Annotated in this window: 25 protein-coding genes; 17 read left to right on the top strand and 8 right to left on the bottom strand. The window is 63.9% G+C overall.

The window, feature by feature from the left end; all coding sequences use genetic code 11:
- Positions 1-2: 2 nt before the first annotated feature.
- From hflK to JAB8_RS26015, 8 genes are all read left to right on the top strand, one after another.
- Positions 3-1,295, top strand: a complete 1,293-nt coding sequence (gene hflK / locus JAB8_RS26050; RefSeq protein WP_070292232.1) for an FtsH protease activity modulator HflK — start codon at positions 3-5, stop codon at positions 1,293-1,295.
- A complete protein-coding gene (hflC, locus tag JAB8_RS26045; RefSeq protein ID WP_070221917.1) occupies positions 1,295-2,182 on the top strand; it encodes a protease modulator HflC in 888 nt (295 codons plus the stop codon). The genes hflK and hflC overlap by 1 nt, the downstream gene beginning before the upstream one ends.
- Positions 2,183-2,450: 268 nt before the next feature.
- Positions 2,451-3,623 carry an ATP phosphoribosyltransferase regulatory subunit gene (locus tag JAB8_RS26040; RefSeq protein ID WP_070292231.1) on the top strand — a complete coding sequence of 391 codons (1,173 nt, stop codon included), beginning with the start codon at positions 2,451-2,453 and terminating at the stop codon, positions 3,621-3,623.
- 3 nt (positions 3,624-3,626) lie between these two features.
- Positions 3,627-4,940: an adenylosuccinate synthase gene (locus tag JAB8_RS26035; protein ID WP_034752021.1), complete on the top strand. Its 1,314-nt coding sequence runs from the start codon at positions 3,627-3,629 to the stop codon at positions 4,938-4,940.
- Between the two features lie 66 nt (positions 4,941-5,006).
- Positions 5,007-5,552, top strand: coding sequence for a phosphoribosyltransferase family protein (locus JAB8_RS26030; RefSeq protein WP_034752020.1), 546 nt, complete (start codon positions 5,007-5,009; stop codon positions 5,550-5,552).
- A 65-nt stretch (positions 5,553-5,617) separates the two neighbouring features.
- On the top strand, positions 5,618-6,127 hold the full coding sequence (locus JAB8_RS26025; protein ID WP_070221921.1) for a GNAT family N-acetyltransferase: 510 nt from the start codon (positions 5,618-5,620) through the stop codon (positions 6,125-6,127).
- Positions 6,124-7,050 (top strand): WD40 repeat domain-containing protein, encoded by a 927-nt coding sequence (locus JAB8_RS26020; protein ID WP_070292230.1) that lies wholly within the window; start codon positions 6,124-6,126, stop codon positions 7,048-7,050. The genes JAB8_RS26025 and JAB8_RS26020 overlap by 4 nt, the downstream gene beginning before the upstream one ends.
- A complete protein-coding gene (locus JAB8_RS26015) occupies positions 7,047-7,352 on the top strand; it encodes an NIPSNAP family protein (RefSeq protein ID WP_034752016.1) in 306 nt (101 codons plus the stop codon). The genes JAB8_RS26020 and JAB8_RS26015 overlap by 4 nt, the downstream gene beginning before the upstream one ends.
- Positions 7,353-7,371: 19 nt before the next feature.
- Here the strand turns inward: JAB8_RS26015 and JAB8_RS26010 are convergent, their stop codons facing one another.
- Positions 7,372-8,031, bottom strand: a complete 660-nt coding sequence (locus JAB8_RS26010; RefSeq protein ID WP_070292229.1) for a glutathione S-transferase family protein — start codon at positions 8,029-8,031, stop codon at positions 7,372-7,374.
- A 130-nt stretch (positions 8,032-8,161) separates the two neighbouring features.
- Complete coding sequence (locus JAB8_RS26005; protein WP_070292228.1) at positions 8,162-9,223, bottom strand: AI-2E family transporter; 1,062 nt, start codon at positions 9,221-9,223, stop codon at positions 8,162-8,164.
- A gap of 203 nt (positions 9,224-9,426) precedes the next feature.
- Here JAB8_RS26005 and JAB8_RS26000 point away from each other — a divergent pair, with 203 nt between their 5' ends.
- A complete protein-coding gene (locus JAB8_RS26000; RefSeq protein WP_070292226.1) occupies positions 9,427-10,053 on the top strand; it encodes a flavin reductase family protein in 627 nt (208 codons plus the stop codon).
- A gap of 27 nt (positions 10,054-10,080) precedes the next feature.
- Here JAB8_RS26000 and JAB8_RS25995 read toward each other — a convergent pair whose 3' ends face one another.
- Genes JAB8_RS25995 through JAB8_RS30215 form a run of 3 tightly spaced genes read right to left on the bottom strand, consistent with a single transcriptional unit; the run spans position 10,081 to position 12,396 of the window.
- Positions 10,081-11,415 (bottom strand): MFS transporter, encoded by a 1,335-nt coding sequence (locus JAB8_RS25995; RefSeq protein WP_070292224.1) that lies wholly within the window; start codon positions 11,413-11,415, stop codon positions 10,081-10,083.
- A 32-nt stretch (positions 11,416-11,447) separates the two neighbouring features.
- On the bottom strand, positions 11,448-12,251 hold the full coding sequence (locus JAB8_RS25990) for a substrate-binding domain-containing protein (protein WP_070292222.1): 804 nt from the start codon (positions 12,249-12,251) through the stop codon (positions 11,448-11,450).
- A 16-nt stretch (positions 12,252-12,267) separates the two neighbouring features.
- The gene (locus JAB8_RS30215) at positions 12,268-12,396 is read right to left on the bottom strand and encodes a hypothetical protein (RefSeq protein ID WP_268994084.1); all 129 of its coding nucleotides are present in this window, start codon (positions 12,394-12,396) and stop codon (positions 12,268-12,270) included.
- A 105-nt stretch (positions 12,397-12,501) separates the two neighbouring features.
- Between JAB8_RS30215 and JAB8_RS25985 the strand changes: the two genes are divergently transcribed.
- A complete protein-coding gene (locus tag JAB8_RS25985; RefSeq protein ID WP_070221933.1) occupies positions 12,502-13,416 on the top strand; it encodes a LysR family transcriptional regulator in 915 nt (304 codons plus the stop codon).
- Between the two features lie 39 nt (positions 13,417-13,455).
- Here JAB8_RS25985 and JAB8_RS25980 read toward each other — a convergent pair whose 3' ends face one another.
- Positions 13,456-14,268 carry a FadR/GntR family transcriptional regulator gene (locus tag JAB8_RS25980; RefSeq protein ID WP_070292238.1) on the bottom strand — a complete coding sequence of 271 codons (813 nt, stop codon included), beginning with the start codon at positions 14,266-14,268 and terminating at the stop codon, positions 13,456-13,458.
- Positions 14,269-14,457: 189 nt separating this feature from the next.
- Between JAB8_RS25980 and JAB8_RS25975 the strand changes: the two genes are divergently transcribed.
- From JAB8_RS25975 to denD, 6 genes are read left to right on the top strand one after another with little or no spacing between them, the layout of a single operon-like run.
- On the top strand, positions 14,458-15,786 hold the full coding sequence (locus JAB8_RS25975; protein ID WP_070292220.1) for an MFS transporter: 1,329 nt from the start codon (positions 14,458-14,460) through the stop codon (positions 15,784-15,786).
- A gap of 14 nt (positions 15,787-15,800) precedes the next feature.
- Complete coding sequence (ltnD, locus tag JAB8_RS25970) at positions 15,801-16,700, top strand: L-threonate dehydrogenase (protein ID WP_083287938.1); 900 nt, start codon at positions 15,801-15,803, stop codon at positions 16,698-16,700.
- A gap of 21 nt (positions 16,701-16,721) precedes the next feature.
- A complete protein-coding gene (gene otnK / locus JAB8_RS25965; RefSeq protein ID WP_083287937.1) occupies positions 16,722-18,023 on the top strand; it encodes a 3-oxo-tetronate kinase in 1,302 nt (433 codons plus the stop codon).
- Positions 18,020-18,664, top strand: a complete 645-nt coding sequence (gene otnC, locus JAB8_RS25960) for a 3-oxo-tetronate 4-phosphate decarboxylase (RefSeq protein ID WP_070221939.1) — start codon at positions 18,020-18,022, stop codon at positions 18,662-18,664. Before otnK ends, otnC begins: the two co-directional genes overlap by 4 nt.
- 17 nt (positions 18,665-18,681) lie before the next feature.
- Positions 18,682-19,479 carry a 2-oxo-tetronate isomerase gene (gene otnI / locus JAB8_RS25955; protein WP_070292210.1) on the top strand — a complete coding sequence of 266 codons (798 nt, stop codon included), beginning with the start codon at positions 18,682-18,684 and terminating at the stop codon, positions 19,477-19,479.
- Positions 19,476-20,447, top strand: coding sequence for a D-erythronate dehydrogenase (denD, locus tag JAB8_RS25950; protein ID WP_070292208.1), 972 nt, complete (start codon positions 19,476-19,478; stop codon positions 20,445-20,447). Before otnI ends, denD begins: the two co-directional genes overlap by 4 nt.
- Positions 20,448-20,582: 135 nt before the next feature.
- On the opposite strand, the gene uvrB is transcribed toward denD, so the two are convergent.
- Positions 20,583-22,670, bottom strand: a complete 2,088-nt coding sequence (gene uvrB / locus JAB8_RS25945) for an excinuclease ABC subunit UvrB (protein WP_070221947.1) — start codon at positions 22,668-22,670, stop codon at positions 20,583-20,585.
- Positions 22,671-22,782: 112 nt separating this feature from the next.
- On the opposite strand from uvrB, the gene JAB8_RS25940 reads away from it, so the two are divergent.
- The gene (locus JAB8_RS25940) at positions 22,783-23,997 is read left to right on the top strand and encodes an amino acid aminotransferase (protein WP_175445259.1); all 1,215 of its coding nucleotides are present in this window, start codon (positions 22,783-22,785) and stop codon (positions 23,995-23,997) included.
- On the opposite strand, the gene JAB8_RS29755 is transcribed toward JAB8_RS25940, so the two are convergent.
- Positions 23,994-24,175 (bottom strand): hypothetical protein (locus JAB8_RS29755; protein ID WP_217494250.1); only part of this gene is annotated, 182 nt, incomplete at its 5' end. The genes JAB8_RS25940 and JAB8_RS29755 overlap by 4 nt on opposite strands.

Here is a 24,175-nt window from a genome sequence, read left to right as displayed (position 1 = left end):
TTATGCTTGTCTCCCTACTCAAAAAAACAGGCTTGAAGTTGTCCCTGAACGATCCCCGCTGGGGCAATCGCAAGGACGACGGCAAGAAAGCCCAAGAAGGCAAAAAGCCCGGCGAAGGTCCGCCGGACCTCGATCAGTTGTGGCGCGATTTCAATCAGCGCCTGAACGCCTTTTTCGGACAGAAGAACCGTCCCGACAACGGCGGCAATAACAACAGTGGCGGTGGTGGCCCGCGCCCCGACATGAAGGGCGCCGGCATCACCGCCGGCGTCGTTGGCGTGATCGCCGTCTTCATCTGGCTCGCCAGCGGCGCCTTCATCGTGCAAGAGGGCCAGAGCGGCGTGGTGCTGACGTTTGGCCAATACACGCGCACGGCGCCGGCCGGTCTCAACTGGCGCTGGCCGTATCCGTTCCAGACCGATGAAACCGTCAACGTGTCGCAGGTGCGCACGGTGGAAGTGGGTTATCGCACCTCGCTGCGCAACAAGCAGGCCAGCGAGTCGCTGATGCTGACGGATGATGAAAACATCATCGACATCCAGTTCGCGGTGCAGTACACCCTGAAAGATCCCGTGGAATGGCTGTTCAGCCTGCGCGACCAGGAAGACACCTTGCGCCAGGTCGCCGAGACGGCGATCCGCGAAGTGGTCGGCCGCAGCAAGATGGACTTCGTGCTGTATGAAGGCCGCGAAAAAGTGGCTTTTGATACGCAGAAATTGATGCAGCAGATTCTTGAAGATTACAAGGCTGGCGTGTTGATCAACAACGTGACGATGCAGGCCGTGCAGCCGCCGGAGCAGGTGCAAGCCGCCTTCGACGATGCCGTCAAGGCAGGCCAGGACCGTGAACGCCAGAAGAATGAAGGCCAGGCCTACGCCAATGACGTCATTCCGAAAGCCCGCGGCGCAGCATTCCGCCTGGTGCAGGAAGCAGAGGCCTACCGGGCCATGGTGACCGAGAACTCCGAAGGTAACGCGTCGCGCTTCAAGCAGGTGCTGGTCGAGTACCAGAAGGCGCCGGCTGTCACGCGCGACCGCATGTATCTGGAAACGATGCAGCAAGTGTTCAGCAGTGCCAGCAAGGTCATGGTTGACGCCAAGACGGGCAGCAATCTGCTGTATCTGCCGCTCGACAAGTTGATCGCCCAGACGGCTGCCACCGATGCTGCCGCTGCTGCCGTCCGTGCTGCCGCGACACCCGCAGCCAACACCGTTTTGCCACAGGAAGCCATGCCGACAGTAGAAGTCAATCAGCGCCGTGACAGCCGCTCTTCGCGTGAACGGGAGAGCCGCTAATGAACCGTATCGTTGCCGCCCTGATCGCGGGCTTCATCGCGATCATGCTCCTTTCCTCGACCGTGTTCGTGGTCGATCAGCGTAAATACGCCATCGTCTTCGCCCTCGGTGAAGTCAAGGACGAGATCAGCAAGCCAGGCTTGTACTTCAAGCTGCCGCCGCCGTTCCAGAACGTCATCTACCTGGACAAGCGTATCCTGACGCTCGATACGCCGGAACCGGAACGCTTCATCACGGCCGAGAAGAAGAATATCCTCGTCGACGCGTATGTGAAGTGGCGCATCGTCAATCCGAAGACCTATTTCCGCAGCTTCGGCGGCGATGAAAGCCGTGCGCGCAACCGCATGTCGCAAATCGTCAAGGCGGCGCTGAACGATGAAATCACCAAGCGCACGGTGCGCGAAGTGATCTCGGGCGAGCGTGGCAAGGTGATGCAGGCGATCAAGGCCAAGGTGGCGGCCGAGGCCGAGGCCATCGGCGTAGGCATCGTCGACGTGCGCCTGAAGCGCGTCGATTACGTCGAGCAGATCAACAACTCCGTGTACGAGCGCATGAAGTCCGAGCGCGTGCGCGTGGCCAATGAACTGCGTTCCACCGGTTCGGCCGACTCCGAGAAAATCCGCGCCGACGCCGACAAGCAGCGCACGGTGATCCTGGCCGAAGCGTATCGCGAAGCCGAGAAGATCCGCGGCGAGGGCGATGCCAAGGCGTCGCAGGTGTATGCGGAAGCGTTTGGCAAGAATCCGGAGTTCTACAAGTTTTACCGCAGCCTGGAAGCCTACCGCGCCACGTTCAAGGACAAGGGCGACGTGATGGTGGTCGATCCGAGTTCGGAATTCTTCAAGTACTTCAAGGGTAACGGCACGGCCGCTCCGTCCAAGAAGTAAGACAGCATCGGTACTGCGCCAGTCCGCAAGGACGGGTGGCAGCAGCGGGGCCGGCATCGATGCCGGCCCCGTTTTTTTGTGCCCGTCCAGTTGTTGCGGGAAGGCGTAAAATGCGGTGTTTTTAGGGCCGTGCGGCAGCGTTTCGGACAACTTATCCCTAAAGGCCCGTGTTTTCGCGTAAAATATCAGGTTCGGCCTCTTGCCTGGCGCGCCCGCCGCTGCCTCGCATGATGCATTTTTTCAACTTTCTTCCGTATCTCGCTCCCTCATGCCGAATTGGCTTTTGCCCGAAAATATTGCCGATGTTCTGCCGTCGGAAGCGCGCAAGATCGAAGAGCTGCGCCGCCTCATGCTGGATAATTTCCGTCTGTACGGATATGAACTGGTGATGCCGCCGCTGCTCGAGTATCTGGAATCGCTGATGACCGGCGCTGGCAAGGATACCGACCTGCGCACGTTCAAACTGGTCGACCAGCTGTCGGGTCGCATGCTCGGCCTGCGCGCCGACATGACGACGCAAGTGGCGCGTATCGACGCCCACCTGCTCAACCGTGCCACCGTCACCCGCCTGTGCTACGCCGGCAGCGTGCTGCATACCCGTCCGTCGGGCCTGCACGCCACCCGCGAACCGCTGCAGATCGGCGCCGAAATCTATGGCCACGCCGGCCTGGAAGCGGATGCCGAGATCCAGGAACTGGCGCTCGCTTCGCTGGCACTGGCCGGTTTCGACAGCGTGCGCCTGGATCTGTCGCACGTCGGCCTGTTGCGCGCTATCATTGCGCAAGACGCCGCCGCCGGGCGCGACGAAGCTGCGCTGTACGCCTTGCTGCGCGCGAAAGATGCGCCGGGCCTGCGTGCCCTGACTGCCGGTTACGACGCCGTCACGCGCGATGCGCTGCTGGCCTTGCCGAACCTGTACGGCGACATCGATGTGCTGGCGCGTGCGCGCGAAGTGCTGCCGCCGCTGCCGGGCGTGCTCAAGGCGCTGGCCGAACTGGCCGCGCTGGCCGCGACTGTGGAAACTAAGGCCCTGGGCCGCGCCGAAGTGGCGATCGACCTGGCCGACCTGCGCGGCTACCAATATGAAAGCGGCGCGATGTTTGCGCTGTATGTACCAGGCTTGCCGAACGCGGTTGCGCGCGGCGGCCGTTATGACCACGTCGGCGAAGCGTTCGGCCGGGCACGTCCCGCGACCGGCTTCTCGCTCGATTTGCGCGAACTGGCGCGCCTGTTGCCGACCGCGGAACGGAAGCATTCGATCCGCGCGCCGTGGGGCAGCGCGCCGGAATTGAAGGAAAAAATCGCCGAGTTGCGCAAGGCGGGCGAGGTCGTGATCCAGAGTATGCCGGGTCACAGTAATGAACAAGACGAGTTCGAGTGCGATCGCGTGCTGGTACTTGCCGATAATGGTAGTAGCTGGATTCTTAAAAACTTAGGTTGAGTGATGTCAAAGAAAATTATGGCAAAGAACGTTGTTGTCATCGGCACCCAATGGGGCGATGAAGGTAAAGGCAAGATCGTCGATTGGTTGACCGATCACGCCCAAGGCGTGGTGCGCTTCCAGGGCGGCCACAATGCAGGCCACACGCTGGTCATCGGCGGCGTCAAAACCGCACTGCAGCTGATCCCGTCGGGCATCATGCGTCCAGGCGTCGCCTGCTACATCGGTAACGGCGTGGTCGTTTCCGTGCCGGACGTGCTGCGCGAAATCGACAAGCTCGAAGCGGTCGGCGTCGAAGTCGCCTCGCGCCTGAAAGTGTCGGACGCGGCGCCCGTGATCCTGCCTTACCACACCGCGATCGACCTGGCGCGTGAAGCCAAGCGTGGCGATGCGAAGATCGGCACCACCGGCAAGGGCATCGGCCCGGCCTACGAAGACAAAGTGGCGCGCCGCGCGATCCGTATCGCCGACCTGCTCAACGAGAAGCGCTTTGCCGAAAAGCTGGCCGAAAACCTCGATTACCACAACTTCGTGCTGGAAAACTACCTGAAGGCGCCGAAAGTCGATTATCAGAAGACCCTCGACGACGCGCTGGCCTATGTGCCGCGTCTGCGTCCGATGGTCACCGACGTGTCGAGCGCGCTGTACAAGGCGCACAAGGCCGGCGCGAATCTGCTGTTCGAAGGCGCGCAGGGTTCCCTGCTCGACGTCGACCACGGCACCTATCCGTTCGTCACCTCGTCGAACTGCGTGGCCGGCAATGCCGCCGCCGGTTCGGGCGTCGGTCCTGGCATGCTGCACTACATCATGGGCATCACCAAGGCTTACACGACGCGCGTCGGCTCCGGCCCGTTCCCGTCGGAACTGCCAACGGATGCAGGCGTTGGCCACCATCTGGCGCAAGTCGGCCATGAATTCGGCACCGTGACGGGCCGTGCCCGCCGCTGCGGCTGGTTCGACGCCGCCTTGCTGCGCCGCTCCGTGCAGATCAATGGCGTGACGGGCATGTGCCTGACCAAGCTGGACGTGCTCGACGGTATCGAAACGCTGAAACTGTGCACCGGCTACACCATCGACGGCGTGGCCACGGACATCTTCCCATCGGGTGCTGAAGAAGCCGCCCGTTGCGTGCCCGTGTACGAAGAGATGCCGGGTTGGACGGAAAGCACGGTCGGCGCGAAATCGCTGGCGGCCCTGCCTGCCACGGCGCGCGCCTACATCAAGCGCATCGAAGAACTGGTCGGCGTACCGGTGGACATGGTTTCGACCGGTCCGGATCGTGAAGAAACGATCGTGCTGCGCCACCCATTCGAGTAAGCTGCTGGACACAATCCGCCGCAAGGCGGATTTTTTTAATCACGCTAATAATAAGATTTCACTATCATGACTACCCCACAATCGAACGATCAACATCTCTGGGTCAACTGGGAAGAGTACCACCGCCTGATCGAGCGCCTGGCGCTCAAGGTCTATGAATCGGGCTGGAAATTCGACCAGGTATTGTGCCTGGCGCGCGGCGGCGTGCGTCCTGGCGACGTGTTCTCGCGCATTTTTGATTTGCCGCTGGCCATCCTGTCGACCAGCTCCTACCGCGAAGACGCGGGCACGGTGCGCGGCGACCTCGATATCGCCAAGTACATGACCATGACCAAGGGCCCGCTGGCCGGCCGCATCCTGCTGGTCGACGACCTGGCCGATTCCGGCGTCACGCTGGACAAGGTCACGCGTCACCTGAAGGAAAACTTCCCTGACGTGACCGAAGTCAAATCGGCCGTGATCTGGCTCAAGGGCTGCTCCGTCGTGCGTCCCGACTACTTCCTCGACGAACTGCCGCATAATCCGTGGATCCATCAGCCGTTCGAAGACTACGACGGCCTGCGTCCGCACCAGCTGGCGGCGTGGATCAAGAAGGGCGAAGCAGGCAAGTAATTGCGTGCGCGCTTGCAAAAAAAAGACGATCGTGTATCGTCTTTTTTTTCGTCCAAGGAAATGCGATGACCATACTGACGACGGCGCGGCTGCGCCTGGAACCGATCAACGAGAGCCACTACGAGCGCATGCGCACGCTCAACACCGATCCCGAGGTGATGACCTACCTGAACGCGGGCCAGCCCGAGACCGAAGAGGTGACGCGCGCGGCCATCGCGCGCACCATGGGCCGCTGGGTCGAATGGGGTTATTCGTGGTGGGCGCTGATACGCCTCGATGACGGTGAACTGGTGGGCATGGCCTGCCTGCAGCACCTCTCCGGCGACAGGGCCAATCCCCTTGAAATCGGCTGGCGCCTGGCGCGCACGGGCTGGGGGCAGGGCTATGCCAGCGAGGCGGCGGCCGCCATCGTCGCGCATGCGTTCGACGTCGTCGGCGCGCCGGAAGTGGTGGCCGTGGCCCATCCCGACAACGCCGCCTCGATCAAGGTCATGACGCGCCTGGGCATGCAATATGTGGGCATGGAACGTCATTACGATATCGACAGCGTCGTCTACCGCCTGGCGCGCCCATGACGGCAGCGCGCAAGCCGCTGAAGCTGGGCTGCAGCTACGGCGTGCGGTTCTCGCCCGACGGCACGCGCCTGGCGGTGCTGGGGCGCGACCTGGTCCTGTGGGACGTGGCGGCACGCCAGAAACTGTGGCGCGGCAAATTCATCGCGCACATGTCGGGCATGGCCTTTTCGCCCGATGGCAGCCGGCTGGCCATCAAGAGCACGACGGGCCAGCTGGCCGTGGTGGAAGCGGCATCGGGGCAACTGCTGCTCAATTTCCAGAACAGGAAGGATGGCGAAGGCTGCGGCCCCGCGTGGTCGCCGTGCGGGCAGTATCTTGCCGACGGCGCCTGGGATGGCCGCCTGCGGCTGCGCGACGCGCAGACGGGCGAGGTGCGCTTCATGCAGGAGCACCCGGGCGAGATGCTGCGCGGTGTCCACGTTATCGACGGCGGGCGGCGCTTGCTGGTCCTGCACGGCGTCAAATCGGTGGACGAGGGGCAGGTGCAGCCGCCCGACTACTGCAGCGTATGGGACTGGCCCCTGCAGGCGGGCGGCGGGCGCAAGGTGCTGTCGCTGCCAGGACTGAAGTCGTGCGCGCCATCGCCCGACGGAGCGTCCCTGGCCGTGCTGCATCACGCGGGCGGCGAGGAGTTCCTGTCGGTGTATGCGCTGGCCGATGGCCGCCGGCTGGCCACGGTGCCGGTGGAGGCGGGCGGCGGCACGGGCGACGCCCTGCGCTGGCTGCCCGACGGCAGCGCGCTGGGACGCATCGGCAAGGGCAAGCTGCTGTTGTATGGCTGGCCCGGGCTCTGCGTCCTGGCGCAGGAAGAATTTACGTATCCCTGCGCGCTGGACTTTTTGCCCGGCTCGCCATTGTCCGCCATCGGCTCCTGGGAATCCGGCATGCTGATGGAGTTGAACATACACAAGGAAACCGCATGATCACCTGTTATTTGCGCTACATCATCGACCCGTATAAATTGCGGGAATTCGAAGCCTACGGCAAGCTGTGGATACCGCTGGTCGAGCGCTTCGGCGGCCAGCACCACGGCTACTTTTTGCCATCGGAAGGCGCGAGCAATGTGGCCCTGGCCATGTTCTCGTTCCCCAGCCTGGCCTTGTACGAGCAGTACCGCAGCGATTCGATGCAGGATGCCGAATGCCAGGCCGCCTTCCGCTATGCCGAGGAGACGCGCTGCATCGTCAGCTACGAGCGCAGTTTTTTCCGGCCCGTGTTTGCCTGAACAGGTTTACTGAACAAGGTCAGTCGCGCTGCGGCGCGCCCAGGGGGAATAGGTGGCGGTACGGACGCGCCTCGTCCACCGCGCGGGCGAACGATGGACGGGCCAGCAAGCGGGCGCGATAGGCGCGCAGCAGGGGCAGCGTGGCGGGAATCGGCTGCGTCCAGTCCGCATAGAACAGCGACGGAGCGGCGGCGCAGTCGGCCAGGGTAAAGTCTTCGCCCGTCGCCCACGTCTTGCCGGCCAGGCGGGTTTCCAGCCAGGCGTAGGCGAGGTCCAGCTTGTTGCCGGCAAACACGCGGCCTTCCTCGGTCTTCGCCGGGTCGCCCGTCAGGGCGGCGCCGACGGCATGCTGCACGGGCGTCATGACGTGCAGGTCGAAATAGCGGTCGAGAAAGCGCACGTCCAGCGCCTGCATGGCGTCGTCCGGCAGCAGGCGCAGCGGGCCGGGATGGGCCAGCTGCAGGTATTCGATGATGATGCTGGTCTCGGCGACGTTGCGCTCCCCATCCACCAGCAGCGGAAACTTGCGCAGCGGCCAGCGCGCCAGCCACTGCTGCAGGTGCTGCGGCATGTCCGGCGCCAGGCAGCGGAAATCGAACGGTATGGCGTTTTCGTACAGGGCGATGAGCACCTTTTGCGTGTACGAGGAAAAGGGATGGCCGTAGAGGATCAGCGACACGGTGGGATCTCCTGTGCAAGGTTGGCAACACGCGCGTGCAGCAACGATAGTGCAATCACCGGATCAATGCAAGCGGTCCGGGCCATGCTGATGTTGGCCGTGGCATTGCCCGCTCCCCCAGTGCCAGGCTTTAATCCTCAGCCTGGAATTCGCTGGCCGAGACGAACAGGTCCCACGAGGCGATGAACAGGGCCGCCACCACGGGGCCGATGACAAAGCCGTTCAGACCAAACAGGGCCATGCCGCCCACGGTCGACAGCAGCACCACGTAGTCGGGCATCTTCGTGTCCTTGCCCACCAGGATAGGGCGCAGCACGTTGTCGACCAGGCCGATGACGAAGACGCCGAAGGCGGCCAGGCCGGCGCCTTGCCAGATGGCGCCCGTGGCCAGGAAGTAGGCTGCCACGGGTGCCCACACGAGGGCGGCGCCGACGGCCGGCAGCAGCGACAGGAAGGCCATCAGCACGGCCCACAGCAGGGGCGCCGGCACGTCCAGGAACCAGAACGCCAGGCCGCCGAGGGCGCCCTGGGCGATCGCCACGAGAATGTTGCCCTTCACCGTGGCGCGGATCACCGTGGTGAAATTGGTGAACAGGCGCTGCTTGTACTTGCGGCTCAGCGGCACGGCGTTCTTGATGCGGGCCGACAGGGTCGAGCCATCGCGCATGAGGAAAAACAGCAGGTACAGCATGATGCACAGGCTGGTGAGGAATTCGAAGGTGTACAGGCCCACATTGATGGCTTTGACGGCCACCACCTGGCTTACCTGCGTGGCGCCCTCGGCCAGCTTGTCCTGCAGGCTGGCCAGGCTGGTCAGGTTGAAGCGCTCGAGCAGGTTGATCAGCCATTGCGGCAGCACGGCCATGATTTTATTGAAGAACATGGCGACCGTGATTTCGCCCGAACGCACCATTTCCACGACGCTGGCCGCCTGGTTCACGAGCGATACGGAAATGAGCGACAGCGGCAGGATCACGATGACGATGATCAACAGCAAGGTCAGCAGCGAAGCCAGGCCGGCGCGGCCCCTGGTTTTGGCCAGCAGCCAGCGGTACACGGGCGCGAACAGGATCGCCAGGATGACGCCCCAGAAGATGGCGCCCGCATACGGCGCCAATATCCAGCCGAAGCCGATGGTGACGATGCTCAAGAGGAGCAGGAACACTTTCTGGTGCAGCGTGAGGGTAGGCATGGGCGATAGCGCGATGATAAGGGTTGAGTTGCCCCATCATAAGCGAGGCCAAGGGCCGTGCGCCATACAATTGTCGCGCTGCGTGCGCGAGCGCACCCGGCGCGCCGGCGGGCTGGCAACGCGGTGGCGGCAATTCCAGTAAGCTGTCGTTCCAGGCGTTCCATCCCGGGCGCCGTTGACTTCCTTTGACTTCAGGAATCCGCGTGCTTGACCCCATCCATTTTTATGAACCTGCGCAGGGCCACGGCCTGCCGCACGATCCCTTTAACGCCATCGTGGGGCCGCGTCCGATCGGCTGGATCGCCTCGCGCAGCAGTGCGGGCGTGCTCAACCTGGCGCCGTACAGCTTTTTCAACGCCTTCAATTACCATCCGCCGCTGATCGGCTTTTCCAGCATCGGCCGCAAGGATACCTTGCGCAATATCGAACAGACGGGCGAATTCGTGTGGAACCTGGCGACCCGTCCGCTGGCCGAGGCCATGAACGCCAGTTGCGCGCCGGCGCCGCCCGAAGTCGACGAATTCGCGCTGGCCGGCCTGACGCCGGCCGCCTCGCGCATCGTGGACGTGCCGCGCGTGGCCGAAAGCCCCGTGTCCTTCGAATGCCGGCGCACGCAGATCATCGAGCTGCAGGGCGTCAATGGCGACGGTGTCGGCAGCTGGCTGGTGCTGGGGGAAGTGGTGGGCGTGCACATCGCGCGCCATCTGCTGGTCGACGGCGTGTACGACACGGCCGCCGCTGCGCCGATATTGCGCGGCGGCGGCCCGGCCGATTATTTCGAGATCGGACCGGCCAGCCTGTTCCACATGCGCCGGCCAGCCTGGCCCTAATGCGCCGTCTGGCCAGGCCGTACTGGTTCAGGCCGGAACGGGATGGCGCTCCTTGACGATGCCGCGATAGATCAGCCACGTCGCCAGCAGGCTGATGGCGCCGGCGCCCGCCATCCAGTAGCCTGGCGCCGCCTTGTCGCCGGTGCTCTCGATCAGCAGGGTCGACACCAGCGGCGTCAGGCCGCCGAACAGCGCGGTGGCCAGGCTGTAGGCCAGCGAAAAGCCCGTGGTCCGCACGCTGGCCGGGATGATTTCCGTCAGCGCGACGATGGTGGCGCCGTTGTAGCTGCCGTACAGGAAGGACAGCCACAGCTCGACCATCAGCATGTGCTCGAAACTGGGATGGGCGACCAGCCAGGACAGGGACGGGTATGCGGTCAGCATCGTCAGCGCCGCGCACGCGGCCATGATGGGCCAGCGCCCGATGCGGTCGGACAGCGCGCCCATGACGGGCAGCCAGAGGAAGTTCGACAGGCCGATGCACAAGGTGACGAGCAGGCTGTCTTCGGTGCTCAGTTTGAGCACGCTCTTGCCGAAGGTCGGCGTGTAGACAGTGATCAGATAGAACGCCACCGTCGTCAACACGATCAGCATCGCGCCGCTGACGACCAGCGGCCAGTTGAGGCTGATGGTCTTGAGCATTTGCCGGAACGTCGGATGCGACTTGCGCGTCAGATAGGCCTCGGTCTCCTGCAGCGAACGGCGGATGTAGAACACCACGGGGATGATGGAGCATCCGATGAAGAACGGGATGCGCCAGCCCCAGTCCGCGATGAATTCCTTGCTCAAGGTTGCGTTGAGATAGTAGCCGAGCGCCGCGGAAAAGATGATGGCGACTTGCTGGCTGGCCGATTGCCAGCTGACGTAATAGCCCTTGTTGCCGGGTGTCGCCATCTCGGACAGGTAGACCGACACGCCGCCCAGCTCCACGCCGGCGGAGAAACCTTGCAGCAAGCGCCCGATCAGCACGAGGAACGGCGCCAGCAAGCCGATGGTCGCATAGCCGGGCACGAAGGCGATCAGCGCCGTGCCGGAAGCCATGATGGCCAGGGTCAGCACCAGTCCCTTGCGCCGGCCGATGCGGTCGATATAGCTGCCAAGGATGATGGCGCCCAGCGGCCGCATGAAAAAACCCGCGCCGAAGGTGGCGAAGGTCATCATCAGGGCCGCGTATTCGCTGGTGGCGGGGAAGAAGGCCTTGGCAATATACGTCGCGTAAAAGCCGAACAGGAAAAAATCGTACATTTCGATGAAGTTCCCGCTCGTCACCCGGATGACGGTGGCGATGCGCGAGGGAGGGCGTGCCTGTGCGCGCGGCGCTGTCGGCTCGGCGAGGGGTGCGGCGGTCGATGGAATGGCCATGATTTACCTCGATGAAAGATGAGTGACGTCGGCTAGTGCGTTGCTGTCGCTGGTGCCGATGCCGGCTGCAGCCCGGTCGCTTCGATCGCGCCGGCGTTGGCAGGGGCGGCGAGGAAGCGCAGCAAGGCGCGGCCGGCTTCCGGTTCCTTGCCGCCCGGGACCAGCGCCGCCGAAAATTGCGTCATCAGCTGCACTTCCGGCGGCAGCAGGCCGACGATGTCGATGCCTTGGACCGGCAGCAGCTCGCTGCGCTGCTGGCAGCCGAAATCGGCCTCGCCATGCGCGATGATTTCGCCGACGGGGGTGGCGGGAATTTTGGCGGCCTTGCCCTGCATCTGCTCCGCGATGTGCAGTGTCTTCATCAGTTGCTTCTCGATGTATTCGCCGCTGGCGCTGTCCGAATAGGCCACCTTGTGCGCCTGCAGGAAAGCGCTGCGCAAGCCCTCGGAGGTGCTGATGTCGGGCTTTGCCGCGCCGTGGCGCACGGCGCAGGCAATCGGCGAATTGGCCAGGACCACCTTGCTGCCGGGGACGAGGCGGCCTTCCTGCATCAGTTTGTCGAGCGCGTCGCCGACCATGATGACGACGTCGATCGGCTCGCCGCGCGCCAGCCGCGCCGGGATCGCATTCCTGGTGGTGCCCATCGACGGACCCCATTCGGACAGCAACTGGTCGCCGCTGGCGCGTTCGTAGGCGGGCGCCAGGTTTTTGTAGGCCTGGGCGAAGCCGCCCGAGCTGACCACGCGGATGTCGGCGGCATGGGCCGCGCCGGCGGCCAGCAGCACCAGCGCCGCGAGCAGCGGGCGCGAGGTTTGCAGCAGAATATGCTGAGGCATGATGGTTCTCCTGATGTTAAAATTTTTTCATGAGGCCGGGTGTCAAGCCCGTGCCGTGGCGGTTGTTGAGGTGTGTTTCCGTGACGCCGGCGGCGTCGCCGCCGGCCGCCGGTAAAAGCGCGAACGTGGAATGGTGTCGCATCATGTCTCCTTTTTCAGTTCAGGCCTTCTTGGCGAGGCTCAGCATTCAGACCCCATCATCGTTGAAATGGCATAATTTGATAATTGCAATTTTTCCGGGGATTAATGCATGCAGCGCATCAATTACGAGCTTCATGATTTGCAGGCTTTCGTGGCCGTGGCGGAGCGCAACAGCTTTCGCCAGGCCGCGGCCGACCTGTTCCTGTCGCAGCCGGCGCTCAGCCGCCGCATCGAAAAACTCGAGGATGCGCTGGGGGTCAAGCTGTTCGAGCGCACCACCCGGCGCGTGCAGCTGACCAATGTCGGGCAGGTGTTCCTGGTGAACGTGCGCGATGCGCTCAACGGCCTGGAAGATGCCGTGCTGGGCGTGGCCGACCTGGCCGCGCACCGCACGGGGACGGTGACGTTTGCCTGCGTGCCCTCGGCCGTGTGGCATTTCCTGCCCGATGTGCTCAAGCGCTTCAGCGCGCAGTTTCCGAAAATCCGCGTGCGCGTGCATGACGAAAGCGCGCAGGACGTGCTCAACCTCGTGCTGTCTGGCGAGGCGGACTTCGGCATCAGCTTTACGGGCGCGGAAAATCCGGAGATTCATTTCCAGCCCATCTACGTCGAGACCTACGTGCTGGCGATGCGGGCCGATCACCGGCTGGCCAAGCGCAAGAAGCTGAGCTGGAAGGATACGGTCGACGAACGCTATATCTCGGTGGCCAAGTCGAGCGGCAACCGCAGCGTGCTCGATGCGGCGCTGGCCGGCGTGGAAAAACACCCGTGGATCTCGTGCGAGATCAACCACGTGTCAGGCATCCTGGCGCTGGTGGAGTCGGGCTTGGGCGTGGCGGCGGTGCCGGGCCTGTCGATTCTGCCGGAGCGGCAAGGCGCGGTGGTCGGCGTGCCGCTCGTCAATCCCGCCGTCAAGCGCACGCTGGGCTTGATCAGCCGGCATCAGCACGCGATGCCGCCCGCGTCACGCACCCTGTTCGACATGATGAGCGCGAGCATAGGAAAGCAGGGGCGGCGTGCATGAGCGCTGCAGTGCGGCGCAGGAGAATCGAGGACCTGGACCTTATTTTTGCATGATGGGATCGCGCCCCAGCGTGCGCGCCAGCGCGCCGCCGTCGCCGCGCCAGAATTCGCGGTCGGCCAGGCGCACGCGCTCGGCCGCGTGCTGCATGTGTTCCATGGCCGCCTGGCGCGCCCGCAGCGGGTCGCCATCGGCGATCGCCTGCACGATCTTTTCATGTTCGCGCCGCACTTCGATGGAAAAGTCCGTGCGCCGCGCTTCATTCGCGCGCGTCACCTTGACGGCCGAGCGGATCGGGTCGGCGAACATGGCGACGAATTTCGGCCAGTAGGGGTTGCCCGTCGCCTCGGCGATGCACAGGTGCAGGCGCACGTCTTCTTCCACGCCGTCGACGCCGGCCGCCACGGCTTCCTCGATGCGGCGCAGCGCGTGTTCGATGTCGGCCAGCTGGCCCGGCGTGCGCCGCACGGCCGCCAGCGCGGCGATTTCCGCTTCCAGTCCCTGGCGCACCTCGATCAGATTCAGCAGCGACTGCACGGACTGCTCCGTCAGCTCGTCGCCCCGTTCGCCCGTCTTCGCGCCATCCTGCGCGCACACGAACGTGCCGCTGCCCTTGCGCGTGGCGACGATGCCGTCCGCCTGCAGCAGGGCGATGGCTTCGCGCAGCACCGTGCGGCTGACGCCAAAGTGGCTGGCCATGGCTTGCTCCGACGGCAAGCGCGTGCCGCCGGCCAGGCCGTCGTTGTGGATTTGCTGGCGCAGCCGTGCCGCCACCCGCGCACCCAGGGTACCGGTGGTGAAACTGCCCGCGGCGGGCTCCGGCGGGGGAAGGGTAAAGCGGAACGTGCGGTCCATCGGATGCATCCTTGTGCTAGCGGTTTTTATGCGGGCTTGCCTGCTTGCCATTATATGGAATATACAGCTTGACACACACAAAACACACACATAATATACATCCATACAAATTTTAGACAAGTTGCCAGCCACCTCCGGTGGACCATAAAAACCAGGCACGGTCGATCCCCCAGCGATCAGGAGACAAGCATGGACGTAACACAAGCATTGCCCGGGCAGGCGGCCGGCGTGGCCGCCAGCCAGAAAACCATCGACGACGCCGTCTATCGCAAGGTGACCTGGCGCATCATCCCTTTCCTCATGCTGTGCTACATCGTCGCTTACCTCGACCGTGTGAACGTGGGCTTCGCCAAGCTGCAAATGCTGGCCGACCTGCAGTTTTCCGAAACCGTGTACGGCCTGGGCGCCGGCGTGTTCTTCCTTGGCTACTTCCTGTTCGAAGTGCCCAGCAACGTGATGCTGCACAAGATCGGCGCGCGCGTGTGGATCGCCCGCATCATGATCACCTGGGCCATCATCTCGGGCGCCTTCATGTTCGTCACCACGCCGACCCAGTTCTACGTGATGCGCTTCCTGCTCGGCATCGCCGAGGCGGGCTTCTTCCCCGGCATCATTCTCTATTTGACCTACTGGTATCCGTCCGAGCGCCGCGCGCGCATGGTGTGCACCTTCATGGCCGCCATTCCCGTGGCGGGCCTGATCGGCGGCCCCCTGTCGGGCTGGATCATGGAAACCTTCGCCGGCTGGCACGGCTACGCGGGCTGGCAGTGGATGTTCGTGCTCGAAGCGATACCCGCCGCGATGATGGGCGTGGCCGTGCTGCTGTACCTCGACAACAGCATCCGCGCCGCGAAGTGGCTGACGGAAGACGAAAAAGTCATCCTCGAGCAGCGCATCGCCACGGAAGCACAGGGCAAGGTATCGCACCCGTCGATCCGCGCCATGTTCGCCGACCCGCGCATCTGGGTCATGGCCCTGATTTATTTCTGCTGCGTGATGGGCCAGTATTCGCTGACCTTCTGGCTGCCCAGCCTGATCAAGGCGGCCGGCGTGACGGGCGTGCTCAATATCGGCCTGTTCACGGCGATTCCGTACTCCGTGGCCGTGGCATCGATGATCCTGCTGGGCCACAGCTCGGACAAATACCGCGAACGCCGCTGGCACATGGCGATCCCGCTGGTGGTCGGCGCCGCCGCCATCGTCTGCAGCGCGCTGGCCGGCGCCCACAACACGGGCTGGGCCATCTTCTTCCTGACGATCGCCGCCGGCGGCATCCTGGCCGCTTCGCCCATGTTCTGGAGCCTGCCGACGGCTTTCCTCGGTGGCGTCTCGGCCGCCGCGGGCATCGCCGCCATCAATTCGGTGGGCAACCTGGCCGGCTTCGCGGCGCCGTACATGATCGGTTCCATCAAGGACCTGACGCAATCGACCGACATCGCCATCTACCTGCTGGCCGGCATCCTGGTGATCGGCGCGTTCATCATCATGCGCGTGCCGGCCAAGCTGGTGAACAAATAAGACTGGAGTAGCAGATGAACGTAGAAATGAAAAAAGTGGGCGTGATCGGCCTGGGCGCCATGGGCATGGGCATCGCGCAATCGTTGCTGCGTGCGGGCTTTGAAGTGCATGCCTGCGACGTGCGCCCGGAAACCGTGCAAACGCTGGTCGACAAGGGCGCCCATGCGGCGCAATCGCCGGCCGCGCTGGCGGCGCAGGTGCAGGCCTTGCTGATCGTCGTCGTCAATGCGCAGCAGACGGAAACCGTGCTGTTTGGCGAAGACGGCGCGGCCAGCGCCCTGGCGCCGGGCAGCGTCGTCATCGCCTGCGCCACCGTGGCGCCCGAATTTGCCGAAGCGCTCGGTGCTCGCCTGGCGGCCATGGGACTGCGCTTCATCGACGCGCCCATTTCCGGCGGCGCGGCCAAGGCGCAAGCCGGCGAGATGTCGGTGATGGCGGCCGGCGCGCCTGAGGTATTCGACGTTTGCGCGGGCATTTTCGACGCCATCAGTGCAAAGTTGTACCGCCTGGGCGAACAGCCGGGGCAGGGGTCGAAAGTCAAGATGATCAACCAGCTGCTGGCCGGCGTGCACATCGCCGCCGCAGCCGAAGCGATGGCGCTGGGTTTGCGCGCCGGCTGCGATGCCGATGCCTTGTACGAAGTGATCTCGAACAGCGCCGGCAGTTCCTGGATGTTCCAGAACCGGGTGCCGCACATCTTGAAGGGCGACTATACGCCGTTATCAAGCGTGAACATTTTCGTGAAAGACCTGGGCATCGTGCTCGATTACGCGAAAAAGAGCGTCTTTCCACTGCCCCTGTCGGCCACGGCGCACCAGATGTTCATGCAGGCGTCGGCCGCTGGCTTTGGCGGCGAGGACGATGCGGCCGTGATTAAAACTTTCCCCGGTATCGATCTGCCGGCGAAAGCGTAACTGAATCAAAAAGGAATCATGATGACTGTATTACTGGGATGTATCGCCGACGATTTCACGGGCGGCACCGACCTGGCCGGCATGCTGGTCAAGGCCGGCATGCGCACGGTGCAGCTGATCGGCGTGCCGCAAGGTCCGCCGCCAGCCGACGTCGATGCCGTCGTCATCGCGCTCAAGTCGCGCACGAATGCGCCGGAAGAGGCGGTGGCCGAATCGCTGGTCGCGCTGGCCTGGCTGCAGCAAGCCGGATGCCGCCAGTTCTACTTCAAGTACTGCTCCACGTTCGACTCCACGCCGCGCGGCAATATCGGTCCCGTGGCCGAAGCGCTGATGCGGGCGCTCGACACGGACTTCACGATCGCCTGCCCCGCGTTTCCCGCGAATGGCCGCACCATCTACAAGGGCAACCTCTTCGTCGGCGACGTGCCGCTGGCCGAGTCGGGCATGCGCGACCATCCCCTGACGCCGATGACGGATTCGAATCTGGTGCGCGTGCTGCAGCAGCAGGTGCAGGCCAAGGTGGGCCTGGCCGATTACAGTGTGGTGGAGAAGGGCGCGGCCGCCATCTCCCAGCGCTTCACGGACTTGCGCGGCCAGGGCTGCCATTTCGCCGTCGTCGATGCCGTGTCGAACCGCGACCTGGAAGCCATCGGTGCCGCTTGCGCCGACTTGAAACTGATCACGGGCGGTTCCGGCATCGCGTTGGGATTACCGCAGAATTTTCGACAGCGGGGCCAGTTGTCGCCATCGCCTGCGGGCCAGGCGGGGCGCTTGCCGCCGGCCTCCGGATTGCGCGCCGTGATCTCGGGCAGCTGTTCCGTGGCCACGCAGCAGCAGGTGGCGCACCTGCGCGAACTGGCGCCGTCCTTCCACGTCGACCCTTTGTCGCTGGCCGCGGGCGGCGAGGTGGTGGACGCCGTGGTGGCGCAGGCGCTGGCCTGGGCGAATCAGCACCTGGCGCAAGGCCCCATTTTGATCTATGCCACGGCCACGCCGGACGCCGTGCGCGCCGTGCAGGCGCAGCTGGGCGTGGAGCGTGCCGGCGCCCTCGTCGAGGAAGCCCTGGCCGCCATCGCGCAGGGACTGGTGCGCCTCGGCGTGGGCCAGTTGATCGTCGCCGGCGGCGAAACCTCGGGCGCCGTGGTGAAAGCGCTGGGCATTGCCGGCTTGCGCATCGGCCCCGAAATCGACCCCGGCGTGCCCTGGACGCTAGCCTTGCCAGCGCCGGGCGACGAAGGCAGGGCACCGTTGGCGCTGGCCCTCAAGTCCGGCAATTTCGGCACCGTGGATTTCTTCAGCAAGGCCTGGCAGGTGCTGGCATGAGCGCCACGGAATCGCGCCAGCGCGAGCTGATCGTCGACTTCGGCAAGTCCCTGTTCGAAAGGGGCTTGACGGCGGGCAGCAGCGGCAACCTGAGCGTGCGCCTGTCCGACGGCTGGCTGCTCACGCCGACGAACGCCAGCCTGGGCCGGCTCGATCCGGCGCAGCTGTCCAAGCTCGATTGGGATGGCAAGCTGATCAGCGGAGCGCCGCCGTCCAAGGAGGCGTTCCTGCACCGCGCCATGTACGCAGAGCGGAGCAGCGCGGGCGCCATCGTGCACCTGCACTCGACGCATTCGGCCGCCGTGTCGTGCATGTGCGGCTTGAACCATGACGACTGCATCCCGCCGCTCACGCCATACTTTGTGATGAAGGTGGGGCGCTTGCCCCTGGTGCCGTATCACCGTCCGGGCGACCCGGCGCTGGCGGGCGCGATCGGCGCCATGGCGCGCAAGCACTCGGCCGTGCTGCTGGCCAACCACGGTCCCGTCGTGTCGGGCACCAGCCTGGAAGCGGCCGTGTATGCGGCCGAGGAACTGGAAGAGACGGCCAAGCTGTTCCTGCTGCTGCGCGACGTGCCCACGCGCCCGCTCGACGCGGCGCAGATCGCGGACCTGAAGCAGACATTCAAACTCGAACTATAGAATTCAAGGAGACACGCATGCCCCGTTTTGCCGCCAACCTGACCATGATGTTCAATGAAGTGCCTTTCCCGCAGCGCTTTGCCGCCGCCGCGCAAGCGGGTTTCACGGGCGTCGAATTTTTGTTCCCCTACGATCACGCGCCGCAGGAAGTGGCCGGCTGGCTGCGCGAAAACAAGCTGCAGAACGTGCTGTTCAACCTGCCGCCGGGCGACTGGGCGGCCGGTGAGCGGGGCATCGCCTCGCTGCCGGGCCGCGAAGCGGAATTTCGCGCTGGCGTGGCACAGGGCATCGCATATGCGCTGGCGCTGGGCACGCCGCGCGTGCACATGATGGCGGGCCTGCTGCCCGTGGGCGCCGACGTCAATCTGCACCGCGCCACCTACCTGGCCAACCTGCGGTACGCCGCGAAAGCCGTGGGCGAGCATGGCATCGAGCTCCTGATCGAACCGATCAACGGGCGCGACATGCCCGGCTATTTCCTCGTCACGCAGGCGCAGGGCCATGCGCTGCGCCTGGAGTCGGGCGCGCCCAACGTCAAGGTGCAGATGGATTTTTATCACACGCAGATCGTCGAGGGCGATATCGCCATGACGTTCCAAAACAACTTCGACGGCATCGGCCACGTGCAGATAGCCAGCGTCCCGGCCCGCAATGAACCGGACGATGGCGAAGTCAATTACCCGTATTTATTCAGGCTGCTCGACGAGCTCGACTACGAGGGCTGGATCGGCTGCGAATACCGTCCGCGCGGGCGTACCGAGGATGGCCTGGGCTGGCTTGCCGCATACAACAACACGCAAGGAGAATTGAAATGAAGGTACTGATTACCGGCGGCGCCGGTTTCCTGGGACAGCGCCTGGCGCGCCACTTGCTGGCGCAAGGCCAGCTGACGGACAGCCACGGCCAGTTGCAGACCATCAGCGAGCTGGTACTGGTCGACGTGGTGGCCGCGCATGACTTCAACGATGCGCGCGTCAACGTGGTCACGGGCGACATCGCCGACGGCGCCTTGATGCGCGCCACCATCGATGTGCAGACCGCGTCGATCTTCCACCTGGCCGCCATCGTCAGCGGCCAGGCGGAAGCCGATTTCGAGCTGGGCATGCGCATCAACCTCGATGCCTCGCGTTTGCTGCTCGATATCTGCCGCGAACTGGGACATAAGCCGAAAGTGGTCTTCACCAGCTCCGTGGCCGTCTATGGCGGCAAGCTGCCGGACGTGGTGCAGGACACCACCGCGCTGAACCCGCAATCGTCGTACGGCGCGCAAAAGGCCATCGGCGAATTGCTGCTCAACGATTACAGCCGCCGCGGCTTTGTCGATGGCCGCGTGCTGCGTCTGCCCACCATCAGCGTGCGTCCCGGTAAGCCGAACAAGGCGGCGTCGTCTTTCGCCAGCGGCATCATCCGCGAACCGTTGAATGGCGAGGCGGCCGTCTGCCCCGTGGCCACCGATTTGCGATTGTGGCTGCTGTCGCCGCGCGGCGCCATCGCCTCGCTGATCGCCGGCCACGAACTGGCGGGCGAGATGTTTGGCGCCAGCCGCACGGTGAACTTGCCGGGCTTGAGCGTGAGCGTGGGCGAGATGATCGCCGCGCTGGAACAAGTCGCCGGCACGGACGTCGTTGCCCGCATCAGCTATGCCCCTGATCCGGCCGTCGAGCGCATCGTCAAGAGCTGGCCCGGCGCCTGGGACACGGCACGGGCCGAGTCGCTGGGCTTGACGGCCGATGCGGATTTCGCCAGCATCATCCGTGCGTATATCGAGGATGTGAAAGCATGAAGCCGCGTAGGTCGGATTAGCGGCGGCACGCCGCGTAATCCGACAATATTGCTGGCGTTGGTTTAAGTGCTGATGTCGGATTGCGCTGGCCTGTCAGCCAGCTAATCCGACCTGCGCCATGCCAGCGCGTGGGGCTTATTTGCCCAGTATCGACGCCACATTGTCGGTGCCGGGCGCGCCGAACAGCTGCTGCTTGAGGATGTGCAGCTGGTCGCGCACTTGCGCCGCCTTTTCGAACTCCAGGTTCTTGGCGTGGTCGACCATCAGTTTTTCCAGGCGCTTGATTTCCTTGCTGACCTGTTTCTCGCTCATCGCTTCGAATTTCGCCGCTTCCTGCGCCACCTGCAGGGTCTCGCGCGCTTCCTGCGGGCTGTAGACGCCGTCGATCATTTCGCGGATCGATTTCTTCACACCGATCGGGATGATGTTGTTGGCCGTATTGAAGGCGATCTGCTTGGCGCGGCGGCGTTCCGTCTCGTCGATGGCGCGGCGCATGGAGTCCGTGATGCGGTCGCCGTACAAAATCGCCGTGCCGTTCAGGTTACGCGCGGCGCGGCCGATGGTCTGGATCAGGCTGCGTTCGGAGCGCAAAAAGCCTTCCTTGTCCGCGTCGAGGATGGCGACCAGCGATACTTCCGGCAAGTCCAGGCCCTCGCGCAGCAGGTTGATCCCCACCAGCACGTCGAAGGTGCCCAGACGCAGGTCGCGCAGGATTTCCACGCGCTCCACCGTTTCGATATCGCTGTGCAGGTAGCGCACCTTGATGCCATGGTCGCCCAGGTATTCCGTCAATTGCTCGGACATGCGCTTGGTGAGGGTGGTCACCAGCACGCGCTCGTCCTTCTTGATGCGCTCGACGATTTCCGACATCAGGTCGTCCACCTGGCTGCTGGCCGGACGCACGATGATCTGCGGGTCGACCAGGCCGGTCGGGCGCACGACCTGTTCGACCACCTGGTCAGAATGGGTCTTTTCGTATTCGGCCGGCGTGGCCGAGACGAACACGGTCTGGCGCATCTTCTGTTCGAATTCCTCGAATTTCAAGGGCCGGTTGTCGAGCGCCGACGGCAGGCGGAAACCGTAGTCGACCAGGTTCGTCTTGCGCGAGCGGTCGCCGTTGTACATGGCGCTCAGCTGGCCCGTCAGCACGTGCGACTCGTCGAGGAACATCAATGCGTCGGGCGGTAAATAATCGACCAGGGTCGGCGGCGGTTCGCCGGGCAGCGCGCCGCTCAGATGGCGCGAGTAGTTCTCGATGCCCTTGGTGAAACCGATCTCCGCCATCATTTCCAGGTCGAAGCGCGTGCGCTGTTCCAGCCGCTGCTCCTCGATCAGTTTATTTTCCTTGCGGAAGAACTCGAGGCGCTCGCGCAGCTCGTCCTTGATGGTCTCGACGGCGCGCAGCACGGTGGAGCGGGGCGTGACGTAGTGCGAACCCGGGTACACGGTGAAGCGGGGGATCTTTTGCCGTACGCGGCCCGTCAGCGGGTCGAACAGCTGGATCGATTCGATCTCGTCGTCGAACATTTCCAGGCGCACGGCCAGCTCCGCATGCTCGGCGGGGAAGATGTCGATCGTGTCGCCGCGCACGCGGAAGGTGCCGCGGCCGAAATCGACCTCGTTGCGCGTGTACTGCATCTGGATCAGGCGCGCGATGACGTCGCGCTGGGCGACCCTGTCCTTGACGCGCAGGGTCAATATCATCTGGTGGTATTCGTTCGGATTGCCGATACCGTAGATGGCCGAGACGGTGGCGACGATGATGACGTCGCGCCGCTCCATCAGCGATTTGGTGCACGACAAACGCATCTGCTCGATATGCTCGTTGATCGACGAGTCCTTTTCGATGAACAGGTCGCGCTGCGGCACGTAGGCTTCGGGCTGGTAGTAATCGTAGTAGCTGACGAAGTATTCGACGGCGTTCTGCGGGAAAAAGTCGCGGAACTCGCTGTACAGCTGCGCCGCCAAGGTCTTGTTCGGCGCGAAGACGATGGCGGGCCGGCCCATGCGCGCGATGACGTTGGCCATGGTGTAGGTCTTGCCCGAACCGGTCACGCCCAGCAGGGTCTGGAAGGCCAGTCCGTCGGCAATCCCCTCTGACAGCTGGTCGATTGCCGTGGGCTGATCGCCGGCCGGAGGGAAGGGCTGGTGCAGCTTGAAGGGGGAGTCCGGGAAAGAGATAATTGCGCTTTCCGCCTCGCTGGCGGTAGATAATTCGGGCATGTGAATCAGACCTTTGTTAGAATAGTGCTCTGCTGGCGGCCCTGGCGTTGTATTTCGGGGCGCTGTCTACAACTCCGCTGTGAACCTGCTTCCAATCGAATCCAATCTTATCATGACGAACCCAACTGTTTCTGCCAGTCTGTTTAGCGCCATCGAGATGGCCCCACGCGACCCGATCCTGGGCATCACCGAAGCATTTAACGCGGACCAGAATCCCGCCAAAATCAATCTGGGCGTTGGCGTCTATTATGACGACAACGGTAAAGTGCCTCTGTTAGCTTGCGTACGCAAGGCGGAAGCCATCCTGATCGAACAGGCCGCCCCACGCACCTATCTGCCGATCGAAGGCCTCGCTGCCTACGACAAGGCGGTGCAAGAACTCGTATTTGGCGCCGATAGCGCCGTAATTCAAGAGCGCCGCGCCATCACCGTGCAAGCGATCGGCGGCACGGGCGCACTGAAGATCGGTGCCGACTTCCTGCAGCGCTTCGCGCCGGGTGCCCAGGTCTACATCAGCGACCCGAGCTGGGAAAACCACCGCGCGCTGTTCGAGAACGCCGGTTTCGTTGTGAATAACTACACCTACTACGATGCCGTCACCCATGGCGTGAACTTCGACGGCATGCTGGCCAGCCTGAACGCCATGCCGACCGGTTCCATCGTCGTGCTGCACGCCTGCTGCCACAACCCGACCGGCGCCGACCTGAGCGTGGCCCAGTGGGACCAGATCATCGCCGTCGTCACGTCGCGCGGCCTGGTGCCGTTCCTGGACATGGCTTATCAGGGCTTCGCCAACGGCATCGCCGAAGACGGCGCCGTGGTGCGCCGCTTTGCCGACGCGGGCGGCCCGCTGCTGGTGTCGAACTCGTTCTCGAAATCGTTCTCGCTGTACGGCGAGCGCGTGGGCGCCCTGAGCGTCGTCGCCGCCAGCGCCGATGAGGCGGCCCGTCTGCTGTCGCAACTGAAGCGCGTCGTGCGCACCAACTACTCGAACCCGCCAGTCCATGGCGGCAAAGTCGTCGCCACCGTCCTGGCCACGCCGGAACTGCGCCAGCTGTGGGAAGAGGAACTGGCCGGCATGCGCGTGCGCATCCGCGAAATGCGCAATGCCTTCGTGGAAAAGCTGAAAGCCAAGGCGCCAGGCCACGACTTCGAATTCGTGCGCCAGCAAATCGGCATGTTCTCGTACTCGGGCCTGAGCAAGGAACAAGTGGCTTCCCTGCGCGAGCAATCGATCTACGCCGTCGACACGGGCCGCATCTGTGTGGCAGCATTGAATTCGCGCAACATCGACATCGTTATTGACGCGATCGCCAAAGTGCTTTAAGATCTTGCTTCTTCGGCGCTGCATGCAAGTGTGGCGCTGATGGCAATAGAAAGTCGGCGCTGGCCGTGTTTGTGAAGATGCAATATCCATCTTGCAAATATGGAACAAGCGACATATAATATTGCCTCTTTTCCCTGATAGCTCAGTTGGTAGAGCGACGGACTGTTAATCCGCAGGT

This window comes from Janthinobacterium sp. HH106 (genome assembly GCF_001758725.1).
Taxonomy (GTDB): domain Bacteria; phylum Pseudomonadota; class Gammaproteobacteria; order Burkholderiales; family Burkholderiaceae_D; genus Janthinobacterium.
The sequence above is the reverse complement of the archived record's forward strand: the minus strand, read 5'-3'. Positions and strand labels throughout refer to the sequence as shown.

Coding starts and splice junctions, on each gene's coding strand:
- hflK (WP_070292232.1), top strand. CDS start 3: ATGCTTGTCTCCCTACTCAAAAAAACAGGCTTGAAGTTGTCCCTGAAC.
- hflC (WP_070221917.1), top strand. CDS start 1,295: ATGAACCGTATCGTTGCCGCCCTGATCGCGGGCTTCATCGCGATCATG.
- JAB8_RS26040 (WP_070292231.1), top strand. CDS start 2,451: ATGCCGAATTGGCTTTTGCCCGAAAATATTGCCGATGTTCTGCCGTCG.
- JAB8_RS26035 (WP_034752021.1), top strand. CDS start 3,627: ATGTCAAAGAAAATTATGGCAAAGAACGTTGTTGTCATCGGCACCCAA.
- JAB8_RS26030 (WP_034752020.1), top strand. CDS start 5,007: ATGACTACCCCACAATCGAACGATCAACATCTCTGGGTCAACTGGGAA.
- JAB8_RS26025 (WP_070221921.1), top strand. CDS start 5,618: ATGACCATACTGACGACGGCGCGGCTGCGCCTGGAACCGATCAACGAG.
- JAB8_RS26020 (WP_070292230.1), top strand. CDS start 6,124: ATGACGGCAGCGCGCAAGCCGCTGAAGCTGGGCTGCAGCTACGGCGTG.
- JAB8_RS26015 (WP_034752016.1), top strand. CDS start 7,047: ATGATCACCTGTTATTTGCGCTACATCATCGACCCGTATAAATTGCGG.
- JAB8_RS26005 (WP_070292228.1), bottom strand. CDS start 9,223: ATGCCTACCCTCACGCTGCACCAGAAAGTGTTCCTGCTCCTCTTGAGC.
- JAB8_RS25995 (WP_070292224.1), bottom strand. CDS start 11,415: ATGGCCATTCCATCGACCGCCGCACCCCTCGCCGAGCCGACAGCGCCG.
- JAB8_RS25990 (WP_070292222.1), bottom strand. CDS start 12,251: ATGCCTCAGCATATTCTGCTGCAAACCTCGCGCCCGCTGCTCGCGGCG.
- JAB8_RS30215 (WP_268994084.1), bottom strand. CDS start 12,396: ATGATGCGACACCATTCCACGTTCGCGCTTTTACCGGCGGCCGGCGGC.
- JAB8_RS25985 (WP_070221933.1), top strand. CDS start 12,502: ATGCAGCGCATCAATTACGAGCTTCATGATTTGCAGGCTTTCGTGGCC.
- JAB8_RS25980 (WP_070292238.1), bottom strand. CDS start 14,268: ATGGACCGCACGTTCCGCTTTACCCTTCCCCCGCCGGAGCCCGCCGCG.
- JAB8_RS25975 (WP_070292220.1), top strand. CDS start 14,458: ATGGACGTAACACAAGCATTGCCCGGGCAGGCGGCCGGCGTGGCCGCC.
- ltnD (WP_083287938.1), top strand. CDS start 15,801: ATGAACGTAGAAATGAAAAAAGTGGGCGTGATCGGCCTGGGCGCCATG.
- otnK (WP_083287937.1), top strand. CDS start 16,722: ATGACTGTATTACTGGGATGTATCGCCGACGATTTCACGGGCGGCACC.
- otnC (WP_070221939.1), top strand. CDS start 18,020: ATGAGCGCCACGGAATCGCGCCAGCGCGAGCTGATCGTCGACTTCGGC.
- otnI (WP_070292210.1), top strand. CDS start 18,682: ATGCCCCGTTTTGCCGCCAACCTGACCATGATGTTCAATGAAGTGCCT.
- denD (WP_070292208.1), top strand. CDS start 19,476: ATGAAGGTACTGATTACCGGCGGCGCCGGTTTCCTGGGACAGCGCCTG.
- uvrB (WP_070221947.1), bottom strand. CDS start 22,670: ATGCCCGAATTATCTACCGCCAGCGAGGCGGAAAGCGCAATTATCTCT.
- JAB8_RS25940 (WP_175445259.1), top strand. CDS start 22,783: ATGACGAACCCAACTGTTTCTGCCAGTCTGTTTAGCGCCATCGAGATG.